This is a genomic window from Anaerolineae bacterium, assembly GCA_025062375.1.
Lineage (GTDB): Bacteria > Chloroflexota > Anaerolineae > SpSt-600 > SpSt-600 > SpSt-600.
The window spans coordinates 40,190-55,089 of sequence record JANXAG010000011.1; the positions used below are offsets into that span (position 1 = coordinate 40,190).

Annotated in this window: 13 protein-coding genes; 6 read left to right on the forward strand and 7 right to left on the reverse strand. The window is 51.4% G+C overall.

Going from position 1 to position 14,900, the window contains the following annotated elements:
- Positions 1-27: 27 nt before the first annotated feature.
- A complete protein-coding gene (locus NZ653_04800; GenBank protein MCS7286435.1) occupies positions 28-1,938 on the reverse strand; it encodes a cellulase family glycosylhydrolase in 1,911 nt (636 codons plus the stop codon).
- A gap of 265 nt (positions 1,939-2,203) precedes the next feature.
- Between NZ653_04800 and NZ653_04805 the strand changes: the two genes are divergently transcribed.
- The 3 genes from NZ653_04805 to NZ653_04815 are packed head-to-tail and all read left to right on the forward strand — an operon-like array spanning position 2,204 to position 6,054.
- On the forward strand, positions 2,204-2,869 hold the full coding sequence (locus NZ653_04805; protein MCS7286436.1) for a 1-acyl-sn-glycerol-3-phosphate acyltransferase: 666 nt from the start codon (positions 2,204-2,206) through the stop codon (positions 2,867-2,869).
- A 15-nt stretch (positions 2,870-2,884) separates the two neighbouring features.
- Positions 2,885-5,095: an alpha-galactosidase gene (locus NZ653_04810; protein ID MCS7286437.1), complete on the forward strand. Its 2,211-nt coding sequence runs from the start codon at positions 2,885-2,887 to the stop codon at positions 5,093-5,095.
- 26 nt (positions 5,096-5,121) lie between these two features.
- A complete protein-coding gene (locus NZ653_04815; GenBank protein ID MCS7286438.1) occupies positions 5,122-6,054 on the forward strand; it encodes an SDR family oxidoreductase in 933 nt (310 codons plus the stop codon).
- 437 nt (positions 6,055-6,491) lie between these two features.
- On the opposite strand, the gene NZ653_04820 is transcribed toward NZ653_04815, so the two are convergent.
- From NZ653_04820 to NZ653_04835, 4 genes are read right to left on the reverse strand one after another with little or no spacing between them, the layout of a single operon-like run.
- Complete coding sequence (locus NZ653_04820) at positions 6,492-8,048, reverse strand: hypothetical protein (GenBank protein ID MCS7286439.1); 1,557 nt, start codon at positions 8,046-8,048, stop codon at positions 6,492-6,494.
- A 7-nt stretch (positions 8,049-8,055) separates the two neighbouring features.
- Positions 8,056-8,964 carry a diacylglycerol kinase family lipid kinase gene (locus NZ653_04825; protein MCS7286440.1) on the reverse strand — a complete coding sequence of 303 codons (909 nt, stop codon included), beginning with the start codon at positions 8,962-8,964 and terminating at the stop codon, positions 8,056-8,058.
- A 38-nt stretch (positions 8,965-9,002) separates the two neighbouring features.
- Entirely contained in the window at positions 9,003-9,584 is a 582-nt protein-coding gene (gene pth, locus NZ653_04830) for an aminoacyl-tRNA hydrolase (protein MCS7286441.1), read from the reverse strand.
- A gap of 6 nt (positions 9,585-9,590) precedes the next feature.
- Positions 9,591-10,253, reverse strand: coding sequence for a hypothetical protein (locus NZ653_04835; GenBank protein MCS7286442.1), 663 nt, complete (start codon positions 10,251-10,253; stop codon positions 9,591-9,593).
- A gap of 215 nt (positions 10,254-10,468) precedes the next feature.
- Here NZ653_04835 and obgE point away from each other — a divergent pair, with 215 nt between their 5' ends.
- From obgE to NZ653_04850, 3 genes are read left to right on the forward strand one after another with little or no spacing between them, the layout of a single operon-like run.
- Complete coding sequence (gene obgE / locus NZ653_04840) at positions 10,469-11,728, forward strand: GTPase ObgE (protein MCS7286443.1); 1,260 nt, start codon at positions 10,469-10,471, stop codon at positions 11,726-11,728.
- Positions 11,716-12,342: a nicotinate-nucleotide adenylyltransferase gene (gene nadD, locus NZ653_04845; GenBank protein ID MCS7286444.1), complete on the forward strand. Its 627-nt coding sequence runs from the start codon at positions 11,716-11,718 to the stop codon at positions 12,340-12,342. The genes obgE and nadD overlap by 13 nt, the downstream gene beginning before the upstream one ends.
- Positions 12,329-12,961, forward strand: a complete 633-nt coding sequence (locus NZ653_04850) for a carboxypeptidase-like regulatory domain-containing protein (GenBank protein ID MCS7286445.1) — start codon at positions 12,329-12,331, stop codon at positions 12,959-12,961. Before nadD ends, NZ653_04850 begins: the two co-directional genes overlap by 14 nt.
- On the opposite strand, the gene NZ653_04855 is transcribed toward NZ653_04850, so the two are convergent.
- Together NZ653_04855 and NZ653_04860 are read right to left on the reverse strand one after the other, a co-directional pair.
- On the reverse strand, positions 12,948-13,730 hold the full coding sequence (locus tag NZ653_04855; GenBank protein ID MCS7286446.1) for an inositol monophosphatase: 783 nt from the start codon (positions 13,728-13,730) through the stop codon (positions 12,948-12,950). The genes NZ653_04850 and NZ653_04855 overlap by 14 nt on opposite strands.
- A 698-nt stretch (positions 13,731-14,428) precedes the next feature.
- The coding region (locus NZ653_04860; GenBank protein MCS7286447.1) for an AI-2E family transporter at positions 14,429-14,900 on the reverse strand (472 nt) is incomplete at its 5' end.

Here is a 14,900-nt window from a genome sequence, read left to right on the forward strand (position 1 = left end):
ACCCTTTTCCGGGAACTTTCGCCTGCATTACTTATGCATGAGGCGACGGAGTAGGGTAAGCTTGCCCTCGTGAACAGTTCGCCAGTCATCCAAAAGAAGGCCGCCGGTGTCTCCAGAGTTGGGGTTTAGAGCCCAGTAGAAAAAGATGTGGATTTTCTTAGCCAGAAGGTAGTCCACAAAGGCATCTTGCCAGATTTTATCCTTCCCTTCGTAGCGCCCTCCGAATTCCCCGATACCAAGGGGGAACTTGCCAGCCATCCGGCCAAAGTGAATTTCCCAAATGTCTGGAAGATTGTGGGGAAAATCAGGGTCATCAAAATATGGTTGATGGGCTACATCGGGTCCATAAACGTGGGGCAGATACAGAATACGGCCCAAAAGGGAGGGGGTCACCGTCCTACTGGGGAGCCCAGAGCTTCCGCCAGCCCTCGATACCAGAGGGAGAAACACGTGCCACTCCTTGATGATGGGATCTTCATAGGCTTCGGTGAGATTTTCACCCCAGAAAGCAGGCCAGCCACCGTTGTCGGACATGTTCCCGACTCCCTCAACGATTGCCAGGATGAAGGGATTGGCCTGGAGGATAGTTTCCGCTCCTTCTTTTGCCAGCGCCTTCCATTCAGCCCAGGTCAGGGCATAGGGCTCGTTGCACAGGTCAATGCCCATTACATTCGGGAAACTGAGGGCAATTTCTGCCATGCGACGTAGGTCAGCCAGCCAGTTCTCTTTCGTATAACCGTTGCCGAAAGGCCGGCCGGGAAGGCTTGCTCCCAGGCGATTCGGGTCATAAGTGTGGAAGTCCAGGAGGACATAAAGGCCTTCTTTGCGAGCCTCTTCAAGAAAATAGAGCAAGCCAGCATAAGCATCGCTGGGATAACCGCCAGGATTTTGAGCCCAGGAAGCGGTATCATAACCTGGCCAGAGGACTTGAGGGGAAAGGGGCAAACGCAGGGCAGTGAACCCCAGTTCCCGAATCTGCTTCAGGAATTCCGGCACTTTCCTGCCTGTCCAGAGGCCGTGGGGGGCGCGATCGCGGGTCTCCATGCCAAACCAGTTCAGGCCATAAAGGTTTATCATTTCAGAACCCCGCAGGACGCCTTGGGGTGTGGCCCGGTATGAGGGGGGCAGAGGAACTTCATCGCAGAAAATGCCCCCTTCGTGCAGGTACACGTGGAAAGCTACATACCCCGTAAAGCCCAGGAGTCGGGCCCTCTCACAAGCCTTCCAGGCCAGATGAGGTCGGTCGGGTGGGGCATAGTCAAGGGCCAGAAGGATTAACCGATCCCGATAGGTCAGAGCCGGCGTTGGGTCCTGTTCGTGGTAGAGATAATGGCCGGTAGAGAAATCATAGCCCGCGCTCAGGTCCTCATGCATAATGCCATCTATATAGTTGACCACTTCGTCCAGAACGCTGAAGCCGCGATTCTGGACGATGATTCCGCCTATCTCCTGGCGCAGACGGCGGATCAACTCCACGAATCCGGGAGATGTCTGGGGATAGAGTTCAGCCGTATCCACAGTATCCAGGAAAAGGCCAGAATACCCTTTCTCCCGGAGAGAACGGGCCCGTTCCAGGACAAAATCTTGCCACTCTGAGCAACGGGCATCCATATACCACGAACCCCAGTTGGGATTTTGACCCAGGATGCAGCTGGAGAGATTAGGGAGGGCTGGGTCGTCAGGCTCCGCCTCGCCGATGGAAATATAAGCCAAGACTTCTGTTCCGCCTTCCCTTAAGAGGCGTATTTCTTGGGGCGAAAGGACGGGCTGGACAATAGCCAGCTCAGCCTGCGAAAGATGCTCCAGGTTCGGCTTGGCCCCGTAATCTACGGCATAACGAGCTGGCCGAAAATTTGTAAAATTTTTTGCCTCCATGCTTCCGCGACAACCTGCGACGCAAACCAGAGAGATGTAAAGCAATACTTTCACCCACCTCATTTATTTATCCACACCTCTGGCCAGATTTAAAAAAGGGGCCCTCCGCTCGGGCTTTGTTTTCCAGAATTATAGCCATGAAAATGCCGCGAGGTCAAACCTTTCAAGGAAAAGGTGGAAGTGGCGTTCCGACTGGGCAAAGGGAGGACCTGTGGACTTCTTCCGCACCAACTTGGTGAGTGATGGTCGCCCTCCAGGCTGTCTTATTGGCTTATTCAAAAATTTTATGGTATCATTCTGGCAAACTTTTGACCGGAGGGGGAGGGATATGAGGGCGCGATCCATCCTGAACTATATCCTGAGAATTCTCTTTCGCATTTTCCTCCGCTACAGAATAGAGGGCTGGGAAAATTTCCCCCGAAAAGGGCGTGTTATCCTCATGATAAACCACATAAACTTTCTGGACCCTGTTCTTGTGGGGGGGCTTGCTCCGAGAGAAGTGACCATAATGGCCAAGAGGGAAGTGTTGGATTACCCGTTCCTGGGGTTTTTCATTCGCCTTTATGGTGTAGTGCCTATCAGGAGAGGGGAGATTGATCGGCAAGCCCTTAAGGGCGCTCTGGAAACCCTGGCCCAGGAACAGCCCCTCCTCATGGCCCCCGAAGGCACCAGAAGCCACCATGGCCGATTGCAAAAGGCTAAAGATGGAATTGCCTATATCGCTCTAAAAACCGACTCCCCCATTGTTCCAATAGCCATATGGGGGCAGGAAAAGTTCTTCCAGAACTTGAAGAAGCTTCGCCCCACCGAAGTTCACATTCGGATAGGCCGCCCTTTTAAGTTCATCCCTCCTCCCATAATTGAAAGGGGTGATCTGACCAAAATGACCACGGAAGCCATGTATATTCTGGCCTCTTTATTGCCCCCGGAATACCGGGGCGTTTACGCAGATCCCGAAAAGGTTAATTTCAATTACGTGAAATTTCTGGAATAAAGGACGAGGTGGAAAATGATTCACCCCCTTGAACCCGAAGGGAACGATTTCAGCCCCCTCCTGCAGGGTACAATTTCCCGCGTTGAATACGAGGTAGAAGGAAAAACCCATTGCCTCCGCCTGCAGGCTCCCGAGGGGGAAGACGAGTTCATCGCGGTCAAGAGGTTTATCTCCCGAGAACTTTTTACCTCGGTAAAGCTTGAAGTCTTCAACAAGAGCGGCAACCCCCTTTCCATAAAGAGGCTCATAGTCCTTGAGGTGGAAAAGGAGGGGTTAAAGTTAGAAGGCCCCACTTCTTCTTGGCGTTTTTACCAGAACGGATGGCAATCCTGGTCCCCATCTTTTGCCAGATTGATAAGCGATGGCCTCTATGTAGATCCTGCCACCGATGCCTACCGGAGGATGCACCAGCCCCATTTTGATCTGGCTGGCGCCAGAAAACTGAGCAGCGAATGGTTTACAGTAGTTGCTCCACCTGAAGGCTTATCCCTCCTTCTGGGATTCGTCACTTCGTCCAGGCAACTCGGAGAAATATCCTTAACCCTTACTAACTCCAAAGGTATATCCGAACTTTCGGCTTGCTGTTACGCTGATGGCTTCCCCCTTTCTCCCGGGGAGAAATTCCTCTCGGAAGAACTTGTCCTGGCCTGTGGTGATAACCCATGCGAACTTCTGGAAGCTTACGGATCCCTCTGGGGCGAAAGGATGCAAGCCAAACAGTCTCGCTCTTTCACCGGGTGGTGCACCTGGTATTACTTTTACGGTGAAAACACCGAGGAAGAAGTCCTCAAATGTGTCCGTAAGGCCAGGGAGCTGGCTCTACCCTTTGAGTACATCATTGTAGATGACGGCTACCAGCGCGCTATCGGAGATTGGCTTGAAGTAAACAGAGATAAATTCCCCTCCGGCTTGAAGTTTCTGGCAGAGGAGATAAAAAGAGCAGGCTTCCGTCCAGCTTTGTGGGTCGCCCCCTTTGCCGTTGGCGAAGATTCCCGCCTCATGGCCGAACATCCCGATTGGGTCCTGAGAAGTGAAGAAGGGGAACCTGTTCTGGCATGGGAGCACTGGGGAGTTCCCTGCTACGGTCTGGATCTATCCGTCCAGGAAGTCCAGAGCTGGCTCAAAGAACTCTTCCACATTCTCCGCAGAGATTTGGGATTTGAGTTCTTCAAATTGGATTTCCTCTTTGCCGGAGCGATGCCCGGGCGAAGGCGTAACCCCCGTATAACCAGAGCGCAAGCCGTTAGGCAGGGGCTTGAAGCGATAAGGGAAGGTGCTGGAGATGATGTTTACCTCCTCGGGTGCGGGGCTCCCCTGGGCCCTTCCATTGGGCTAGTGGACGCCATGAGGATTGGGCCAGATGTTCACCCCGATTGGAGTCCTTTCTGGCGGGATTTATCGTCCCCATCAGCCGAAAACTCCATCCGTAACACCATGACCCGTTATTTCTTCCACCGCCGTTTGTGGGCCAACGACCCCGATTGCGTCCTGGTCCGCACGCGCGACGACCAATCAAACCTGGTCCTGAACGAAGTCCGGTCCTTGGTGAGCATAGTGGGTTTAAGTGGAGGAGCAGTGGTGGATAGCGATAACCTCCTCTCCCTGAGGAGAGGCAGGTCCAACTACCTGCGCCGGATATTACCTCCTTCTCCCGAAAGCGCTACAACCGTGGACCTTTTCCGACACGAACAGCCATCCATCATGGTGATGAAAATTAAAAGGCCATGGGGTGAATGGTGGGTGGCAGGAGTTCTTAACTGGAGCAACCGCACCGTAACTACCAATCTGACCCTAGAGGAATTGGGCATACCACCAGGACGCTACCACGTCTACAATTACTGGCGCGGGCGCTATCTGGGCGTGACCGATGGCACCATTATCCTGAAAAGACATCAGCCCCATGAAACTGTCCTTCTGGGCATAAGGCCCTCTCTTTCTGAACCCCAACTTCTTTCTTCCACCTTCCATATAACCCAAGGAGGGGTTGAGATTCAGGAAGTTAAACGCTTAGTCGCGGGTAAAGAACTCAGGCTGTGGTTTCACCTCAAGAAGCCTGGTATCCAGTTTGGCAAACTCCTCTTTGTTCTTCCGGAAGGGTGGAAGGAAGGCTGGGCTCGGGTCGATGACCGTAAGCAAGCCCTCCTGAAGATAGCGAAAGGGGTGGTGGGCTTAGGCTTTACCCTGGAAAAAGAAGCATTGGTGGAGGTAAGCTTCTTCAAAGAGTAACCTGTGTTTGCAATCCGGAGGAAAAAATGCGCATCCTTATAACCGGGGCTGCTGGGTTTATAGGTTCTCACCTCTGCGACAGGTTTATAAGGGAAGGGCATGAAGTCATCGGGATGGATAACTTCATTACAGGCACACCCGACAACATAGCTCACCTTTTTGGGAACAAGCGTTTTCTATTTATAGAGCACGATGTCACCAATTTCATTTACGTTCCTGGGCCTCTTGACGCAGTTTTGCACTTTGCCTCGCCGGCTAGCCCTGTGGATTACATGAAATACCCCATTCAAACCCTCAAGGTGGGAGCACTAGGGACCCACAAAGCCCTGGGGCTTGCCAAAGCCAAAGGAGCTCGCTTCCTTCTGGCTTCCACCTCCGAAGTTTACGGCGACCCTCTGGTCCATCCCCAGCCTGAAAGCTACTGGGGCAATGTTAACCCCATAGGCCCCCGGGGAGTATACGATGAAGCCAAGCGTTTCGCCGAAGCCCTTACTATGGCCTACCACCGCCACCACGGGCTGGAAACGCGAATCGCCAGGATTTTTAACACCTATGGGCCCAGGATGCGTCTTGATGACGGTAGAGTTATCCCCAATTTTATTGGACAGGCTTTACGAGGCGAGCCTCTAACTGTCTATGGGGATGGTCAACAGACCCGAAGCTTCTGCTACATAGAGGATATGGTGGAAGGTATATACCGGCTTCTTTTTTCCGACGAAGTGGAACCTGTTAACCTGGGCAACCCTGAGGAGATGCGGATATTAGATCTTGCTTACTTGATCAATGAAATTGTGGGCAACCGGTCTGGAATAGAGTTTAAACCTTCTCCTCCGGATGACCCGCGGCTTCGCCGGCCAGATATAACTAAAGCCAGGAAAATTCTGGGGTGGGAGCCAAAAGTCCCTTTAGAGGAGGGTTTGCGGCTCACTATAGAGTGGTTCAGGGAGAAGCTGAAGTAAAAGTTTGGCCCTGGACCTCAGGGAGAAACGGTTGCGGTAATTACTTGTTTGCGCTTAAGGGCGATCCTTCTCAATCTTCAGAGTGCGGGGGTGAGGCCGCTTCACCATGGATGGGATCTTCCCGCCCCCGTGGGCAAAGGTTTCTGGGGGCCCCCCAAGACCCCTGTGATGGGGGCTTTGCCCCCCTCCATCCCCGATTTTTCTCCGCCCTCATGGGCTTTAAGTTTGCCACGGTTCTGGGTCCCACTCGTGGGCGGGGTGCAAGGGGTGGGTGATGGCTCCCTTTTGGGGTTTTCTGGGGGCACATCCCCCAGGCCCCCTGGACCCCCCGAATTTTTTTCCACCCTCGTGGGCCTGATGGTTCGCCGTGGTTATGGGTCCCACTTGCGGGGCGAGTTGCGAAGGGCGGTTGACCGCTCTTTTGAGAGAAAGTCTTTTTAATTTGTCTCAGAACGATGCATCATGAAAGCTATAAGCTTTAAGGGGAGAAAGAGCCCCATCCCCACAAAAGGCAACGGTAAAGCCAGAAGACCGCTCAAAAATAACTGTTGCAAACCCATGAACTCGGCTGCATAAAAGCCGAGGGAAGGGAAAAAGTAAACCGGAACAGCCCCAATCATTAAAAAGCTCAAGGCTACAGGGAGAGAGGTAAAATACAAAGTCCACAGCCCGTAACGAGCCAGGGTTTCTCCGGCTTCTATTGCATCTTCCTCCATCTCCAGAAGGAGCCAGAGCAGGGGTAACAGGGCTGGAACATAGAGGGAAAGAAAAGTCCGTTTAATAGCCGAAAGGGATAAGTCTGAGCGAAGCAAAGCCTCCCAGGAAAAAGAGTGCCATTCCTGACGGAAAAGCCATGCATTCATGGTGAAAGAAAGTAGACCAGCCATGATTAAAAGCCAGGCCGAAGGCTTACGCCTTAAGGTCAGCAACAGAGGCGGCACCAGAGCCCAGAGAAGGAAGAGGGGAAGCCTTCTCCACTTTCCAGCAATTATGGTGCTAGCTCTGGCTCTAACTATAGCCTCATTGGCCTCTTCTAATGTAAGTTTGGCCAGCTCCAAAACTGCATAGATGTTTCCCAATTCAAGCGAATTCAAAATTAAAGCAGCATCGCTTTTTATTCCCTCATCAAGGCTTCTACCAATTAATTTTTTTAGATAAAAATCGGCTAATTGGACACGCTGATGGGCCACCGAGGCAAGTTTCAAAGCTTTGAGTTCGTCGGAAAGGAGAAAAGCATGAAGGAGGGGAATACCTTTCGCTGCCGGAACCGGAGAACCACTCAAAACCCCGAGGGTAGAAGCGATGTCCAGAAAAGAGATCGGCCCATAATTGCCCGGTATTACCCCATTGCCTGCCACAATGAAAGAGGAAGGGGTCAGGACAACCAGAATATCCTGAGAGGCATCAAAGCCCAAAGCTTCAGGATTCCCTTCAAGAGCATCTCCCCCGGAGGGTATGTGGAGGAAGAGAAAGTCCGGTGAAAAAAGGGAGGCAAAACGTTTACCTTCAGAAAATATCTCAGGGTAACGGTCAGGGAGAGCGAAGAAACTCGCATATAGATCTTTCACAGAAGGCCCCAGAAGCTCTTTCCACCAGTAAGGTCCGGAGAAAGCAACCCGCAGGCCAGAACGTGCCATCTCTTCCAGCAGATTGTTGGCCTTTATCGGGCGGGGTTCAAAATAAACCCCCACAAGCTCAGGCGGGGCACCAGTTATAAGCATAACATAGTGGGTGTAATACCCGGGAACTTCAGGCCATACCACCTGGAAATAGGCTCCGTTTCCTGAAAAAGAAATCTCCTCCTCAAAGAGAATGAAGAAAACTTGCTTAGCGATTGGTTTGTCATTTTCGGCGCGAATTGAGGGCAGTTTGCTGGAAATAATGGGTGAGAAGTTTGCTGGAAAACCTTCCAGTACCGAAAGCCACAGGTGGGCGATGTAGGCAATCAAAGCAAAAAGAAAAGCGCTGAAAGCCAGTAGCAAACCTTTTCGCATCCTCACCTCAGCAGAGGAAATTCACCGCGCGAGGGTGAACCTTAAAGGTGGCCGGGGCCACTCCTACAACTTCCCCCTCAGCTTCTATGTAAAGGGTAACTTCAGAGCTAACTTTTACAGTCTGGGCTTCGTAGACTTTTACTTTGGGATGAGCAATGTGGGTACCCTTGTAAACGCTGGGCACAAGGGAAAGGAACTCAAACCGGCTCATATCTTCTCCTATGGCCACATAGAATTTGCCATCGTCCAATACCGCTTCAGGCGCTATGAACATCCCTCCACCGAAATACTTCCCGTTAGCCACCACTACAAGGTAGGCTTTAAGCTCAAGGGTCTGGGAATCAATGTTTATTTTAAAGGGAAGGCTTTTATAAGTCAAAAGGGTAACTAAGAGGCTGAAGAGGTAAGGGAGCGTTCCACCCATAAATTTAGGCAACCTGTTAGTTCTCTCAGCCACCACAGCATCAAAGCCCAATCCTGCCACATTGATGAAATAGCGCCTTTCAGGCCTGCCCTCTTTGAAGCACTCTATTTCCCCAAGGTCAACCCGAGTGGTTTCCCCTTCCAGTATTTTCTCAAAAGCCTTGATGGGGTCTCGCGGGAGTCCAAGGGAACGGGTAAAATCCGAGCCAGTGCCCCCTGGAATAGCCCCAAGGGTGATTTCGGAAGAAATCCCATGTCGGAAAACCCCGTTCACCATTTCGTTCAAAGTCCCATCTCCTCCAAAGGCTACGATAGTTTTGAACCCTCTTTCCACCGCTTCAGCGGCTAAAGCTATAGCGTGGGCGGGGTATTGAGTAAGGGCAAAAGAAAATGGGATCCCTCTTTTCTCCAAAAACTCCTTGACGGAAGGCCATTTCCTTCCCACCTTACCATTGGCTGCTATCGGGTTCACTATTACCATAATCCTCTCCATGCTCATCTCTCCTTTTTTTACAAATCTTAACACCTCTTCTACCCTTCAGTAACTGTCAGGAGCGAAAACCTCCGCAAAGCTTCTTCCAGCCCCTTCTCCACCCATCCCTCCACTACATCCACAGCCTTTTCAAAGGCCAAAGCTATAGCCGCTTTTTCCTCTTCAGAGAACTCCCCCAGCACGTAATCCACAGGGTCCCCTCTAATTGGACGGCCAATGCCAAAGCGGAGTCTTGGAAAGTCCTGATGGCCCAGCGCTTCAATAATGGAGCGCATACCCCGATGCCCTCCGGCTCCTCCTTTCGGTCTGAACCTTATAGCACCGACCGGAAGGTCCATATCATCGTAAACCACCAGAAGGTCGTGGAGAGGAACAGCCAGAGATTTAACCAGAGGCTTAACAGCTTGCCCGCTCAGGTTCATGAAAGTCAGGGGTTTGACCAGTATAACTTCCTGGCCTTTTATCGTTCCAAGAGCCAGGTGAGCATTAAAACGGAACTCGGAAAAGGTTATATTGTGTTTCCTGGCCAGGTAATCCACAAATTGAAAGCCCACATTATGGCGAGTTTCGGCATATTGAGGTCCAGGGTTCCCGAGCCCTACGATAACCTTGCCAGCCATAAACCTTTAGGGCCTCCGCATCAAGTGTATGAGAGCTCGCATAAGGAAGAGAAAGCCGAAGAAAGCAAAAAAGAGTCCAGCCGCCCCCATGCCATAGCAAAAGGGGGAAAACAATTTACCAGGGTCAAAAATGTAATCCTCGGTTCGGGTAGGTGTGAGCTTCGGTGGGATGGTGGGGGAAGGAAAAGGTGTGGGGGTTGCTGGAAGCTCAATGATTACCGTAGGGGTCGGCGGTAAGGGTGTTGGGGAGGGCTCTGGGGTTGCAGGTGTGGGGGTTGGGGTTTGGATCGGCGTTCGGTTGGCTACCACAAGGCCCCGGACGAAAACTTCCACGTAGTTGCCATCGCGCCTGGCGACCCTGAGCCTCAGAACATAGGAGCCATCTGGCACTTTAGTAGTATCCCAAAAGCCGAGGAGACCATCCACCACCGGGGTTTCCACAACGCCTCCGATGGGCATCCAGTTTTCGCCCGTTAAAAGTTGAGGTGAGTAATGAAGCTCATATTTCCAGAAATCGGGGATACTGGCAGTTCCCAGGATGGCCACTTGCCCCTGAATTGTTTCTCCATCCCGTGGGCTAGATATGTAAGCTCCGGGCAACTGGGGTTTAAAAGCCAGCACGAAAACGCTTACAGCCAGAAACCACAAAATAAAGGCGTTTTTCCTCATCTTCCGAACCTTTATCCGGGCTGACACCTGTAAACTGGATGATAAGCCATTAAAATTATTCTGTCAAGATTCAGCGTCCTTTCACTAAGCATTGCGGGGAAAAGCCCTCTGGTCACCTATTACCCCCATGCTGAGGAGTTTTCATAACCTGTTGGTTTCCTTGACAACTCTCTTCTTATCCGTTATGCTTTTAGCAGCCGGGCCTGGGAGGGAATATGTTTTTTGATGAAGCCAGGATTTACGTAAAAGCTGGGAACGGTGGTAACGGTTGTGTTAGTTTCCGGAGGGAAAAGTTTGTCCCCTTCGGTGGCCCCGATGGAGGCGATGGTGGGAAAGGAGGGGATGTTTATCTTGTTGTGGACCCTCACATCAATACGCTGATTCATTTTAAGAAGCGCTCGCATTTCAAAGCTCAATCTGGACAGCACGGTCGGGGGAAGAAGCAGGCTGGGAAAAGCGGCGAAGACCTCTACATCCCGGTTCCTCCCGGGACAGTGGTTAGGGATGCAAATACAGGGGAATTCATAGCTGACCTTGTAGAGCCAGGTCAGAAGGTTTTAGTGGCTAAGGGTGGCAGGGGGGGCAGGGGAAATGCTGCTTTCGCGACCCCTGTGAACCAGGCTCCCAGGTTTGCTGAAAAGGGTGAACCTGGCGAGGAGCGCTGGCTTTACCTTGAACTCAAACTTATAGCTGATGCGGGGATAGTCGGTGTCCCCAACGCTGGCAAATCCACCTTGCTGGCCGCAGTAAGCGCCGCACGCCCCAAAATAGCCCCGTATCCTTTCACCACTCTGGAACCCAACCTCGGAGTGGTAACAGTGGGGGATTACGATTTCGTTCTGGCTGATATCCCTGGCCTTATAGAAGGAGCCCACAGGGGAGCGGGACTCGGCCACAAATTCCTGCGCCACATAGAGCGCACAAGGGTTATAATCCATTTATTGGATGGCCTGAGCCCGGATCCCATGAAAGACTTTGAGGCTATAAACCGGGAGCTAGCTCTTTTCAGTGACCGTCTGGCCGCCAAACCTCAAATCGTAGCCTTTAACAAAATGGACATCCCTGAAGTGAGGGAGAAATGGCCTCAAATAAGGGATTCCTTCGCAAAAGCAGGCTGTGGGGTTTACCCCATATCGGCCGCCACAGGAGAGGGGGTTTGGGAACTCATGAGAGCTGTGGCTGCTCTCCTGCAGGAAATGCCGAAGGAAATGCCAGCCCTTGTAGAAGAAGAGGTCACCCCCGCGATGAAAAAAGAACCGCTGTTTACAATATCCCGGGATGGAGGAGTGTGGAGAATAAGGGGGCAGGAGATTGAGAGGATTGCTGCCACTATAAACTGGGAACAGGAAGAGGCCATTTCTCTATTTCACAGAAAACTGGAAAAGCTTGGTGTGATAAAAGCCCTGCGCCGGATGGGAATCCAGGATGGCGATACGGTTGTTATAGGGGATATGGAGCTGGAGTGGAAAGAGTGAAAATAGGCATTATTGGGGGAACTTTTGACCCCATCCACTACGGCCATCTTATAATAGCTGAGGAGGCGAGGGTTAGAGTAGGCCTGGCTAAAGTTATTTTCATTCCAGCCGGACACCCTCCCCACAAGTTGAGGAGGCCTTATTCGCCGGCCCACCATCGCTACAGAATGGTGGAGCTGGCCATTTCTTCCAACCCTTACTTTGAAGTCTCCCCAATTGAAGTGAACAGACCAGGGCCCTCTTATTCGGTAGACACTGTAGCCATGCTGCGAAAGGAGATGGGGTCCGATTCAGAATTGTATTTCATCATGGGGGTGGATTCGTTGGCCGGCATCCTCACCTGGCACAGGCCTGACGAGCTCATAAAACTCTGCAAGATAATAGCTGTGAACCGCCCAGGATACGGTGTGGACATAGAGGCTCTGGATAGCGTCATACCCGGGATAAAGAAGCAGGTGATATTCATAAAAGCCCCGGAGATAGGCATCTCTTCCACCGAGATCCAGGAAAGAGTGCGGGAGGGCCTGCCCATAAGATACCTGGTCCCGCCGGAGGTTGAACGATACATTTACGAGCACAATTTATATAAGGATTACCGGGATGAGAAATCGTGAATATGTGCTGGCTTTCTTTATCATTTTGATTATGCTTCTCATCATGGCCTGCGCGGGTGTGTTTATGCTCTGGAATTTATCCTGGATGATCCGTTCCAGAACAGAAGTGGTCCAGTTTTTTACCCCAACCTTCACTCCTTCGCCAGTTCCCCCTTTGCCTTCTCCTACCCCTGCCTTGAGTCCAACACCATCTCCAACCCCTTCTCCTACCCCTATTTTCTGGCCAAAACCCACCCCTACTCCTACTTTCACTCCCGTTCCATCTCCTACCCCCACACCTATCCTTTTCCCCTTCACCCTTGCAGGTCCTGTGAGACCAGCTCCTGAGAGAGGATGTTTTATAGGAAGCATTTTTGGTTTTATAAGAGATGCGTCGGGAAATCCACTGGCTGGGGTTAGGGTTAAGGTTTTCAATCCCTGGGGTTATGAAGCGGTATCGGTCTCAAAGGGTGGGCCGGACCTGGGCTATTACGATATCATTCTCAGCACCCAACCATCTATATGGTATGTGGTAGTCATAAGTGAAGATGGCAGAGATTTAAGCCCCAGGATTACAGTGGAACATAAGGAAAATTCCCCCGCTTGTCACTACCAGGTGGATTGGGTCAAGGTGCGGTGAAATTTCCTAGAATTTTGAGGAATTCCTGGTGAAGGAGGCCGTTGGAAGCTAAGAGGGCTTTTGCTTCAACATTCCACGGTTTGCCATTCACCTGAGTGATTTTTCCGCCTGCCTCCTCTACTATCAGAGCACCGGCAGCCAGGTCCCAGGGATTCAGGGCGAGGTGAAGGTAAGCCTCAAGCCAGCCGGCAGCTACAAAGCAAAACCCCAGCACGGCCGAGCCCATAGCTCTTATGGTGAAAACCCTTTCTACCAATTTAGGCAGAAAAGAGCTAAAACCCTTCCTGAGGGCCTGGGGACGTGGCAAATCCAAGCCCATCAAACTCTCCTCAAGGGAAGAAATGGAACTTACTCTCAGAGGTTTGCCGTTTAGATAGGCTCCATGGCCCTTCTGGGCCCAGAAGAGGCGATTGTTTAAAGGTTCATAAACCACGCCCAGAATTACTTCCTCCCTCTCCGCCAGAGCCACAGAAGTGCAGAAAACGGGGAAACGATGGGAATAATTGGTAGTTCCGTCCAGCGGGTCAATATACCAAGTGTAGGGGGAATTGCTCTGACGAAAGGGTTTTTCTTCAGAACAGATGGAGTGTTCCGGGAACCAGGAAGTTATAATTTCAATTATGGCCCTTTCAGCAGCAAAATCGGCGTCAGTAACGATATCTTTTGGCCCTTTGGAGTGAATTTCTCGGGGCTTTTCCAACATTGAAACGATTATATTCCCAGCCCTGATAGCTGCCTCAAAAGCTACCTTTCTGAACAGTTCTTCCATGCTCCTCCCCCCTTCTTTCCCCTTTAGCTTTTATACGATTGCATCTTACTCCTGTTGGCGGTTTTGGTCAAAAATGCAGGTTCCCTGACGCATTAATGGGTGAGAGCAGAAAGAAAGTATGTTGGGGTATTTGCACGGTCCTGAAAGACGCCCTTCTCAGGAGGAACAATCCCTCCACCAAATAGGCCAGGAAGGCATCCCACATCGCTATGCAAATTTTCTTTGGGCTGCCCCATCTTGGTCCATCTGGTAGCGAGGTCCACCATCTAAACGAAAAAAAGCCATTTATCGGCTTATCTCGCTGTCGGAGGATGGCATCTACAGGAGAGCATGGGATGGAGCATGGCTTGCCCCGGGCAAAATGAACCAGCATTGTTTATCAATCAAAGAAAACGGGCCCTTTGGGCCCGCCTGTTTGTCCGCACTTACCCTGCCTGTAGCTTTTGTTCGTCATGCGAAGCTTGAACTGCTCTTCGCCCATTTCTGAACATCTCGCTTCCCAGAGATATGGGATAAGGGAAAATCGCCATAGCCACCGGTCACTTCCCCTATAACCCCAGGCGCTTGATTTTCGTTATCTGACTTACCATACTTCACGCCCCAAAAGCACTTGAGGCAAAAACTTTTTGCCCATGCGGGGGTTGAAACCGGCCTCCGAAGCTTTGTCCAGAAAGTCCAGGGTCAGCTACGGGGTAAAATTAACGCCTGTATTTCCTGAGGATGTAAAAACCTATGGCGTAGAGCATCCCAGCCAGAGGGATGGCGAGAATGAATCCTAAAAACCCCATCGCTTTTACCCCGATCAGAATGCTTAAAATTACCAGGATGGCCGGCATTCCGGTTGCTTCACTTATTATTTTAGGCAGAAGGATACGAACCAGAATTTGCTGATAAATTACCAGGGGAAGAAAAACCCAGAGGGTAACTTCAGGCCGTTGAAAAAGGGCCAGCACGGCCGGGAAGAACATCGCTATCGGCTCGCCTATGTACGGAACTAAGGTCATAAATCCACAGATAAACCCCACAGGCAGGGCAAAACTCAAACCAGCTACTTCCATCAGTAAGACCACTCCGAGGCCGTAAAGCAAGGCCACCAACCCTTCTCCTCGCACGTAAGCCCCGAAGGTCTTCTGCAGTGCCTCAGAAATAAGGCTCAATTCATCATGGAAA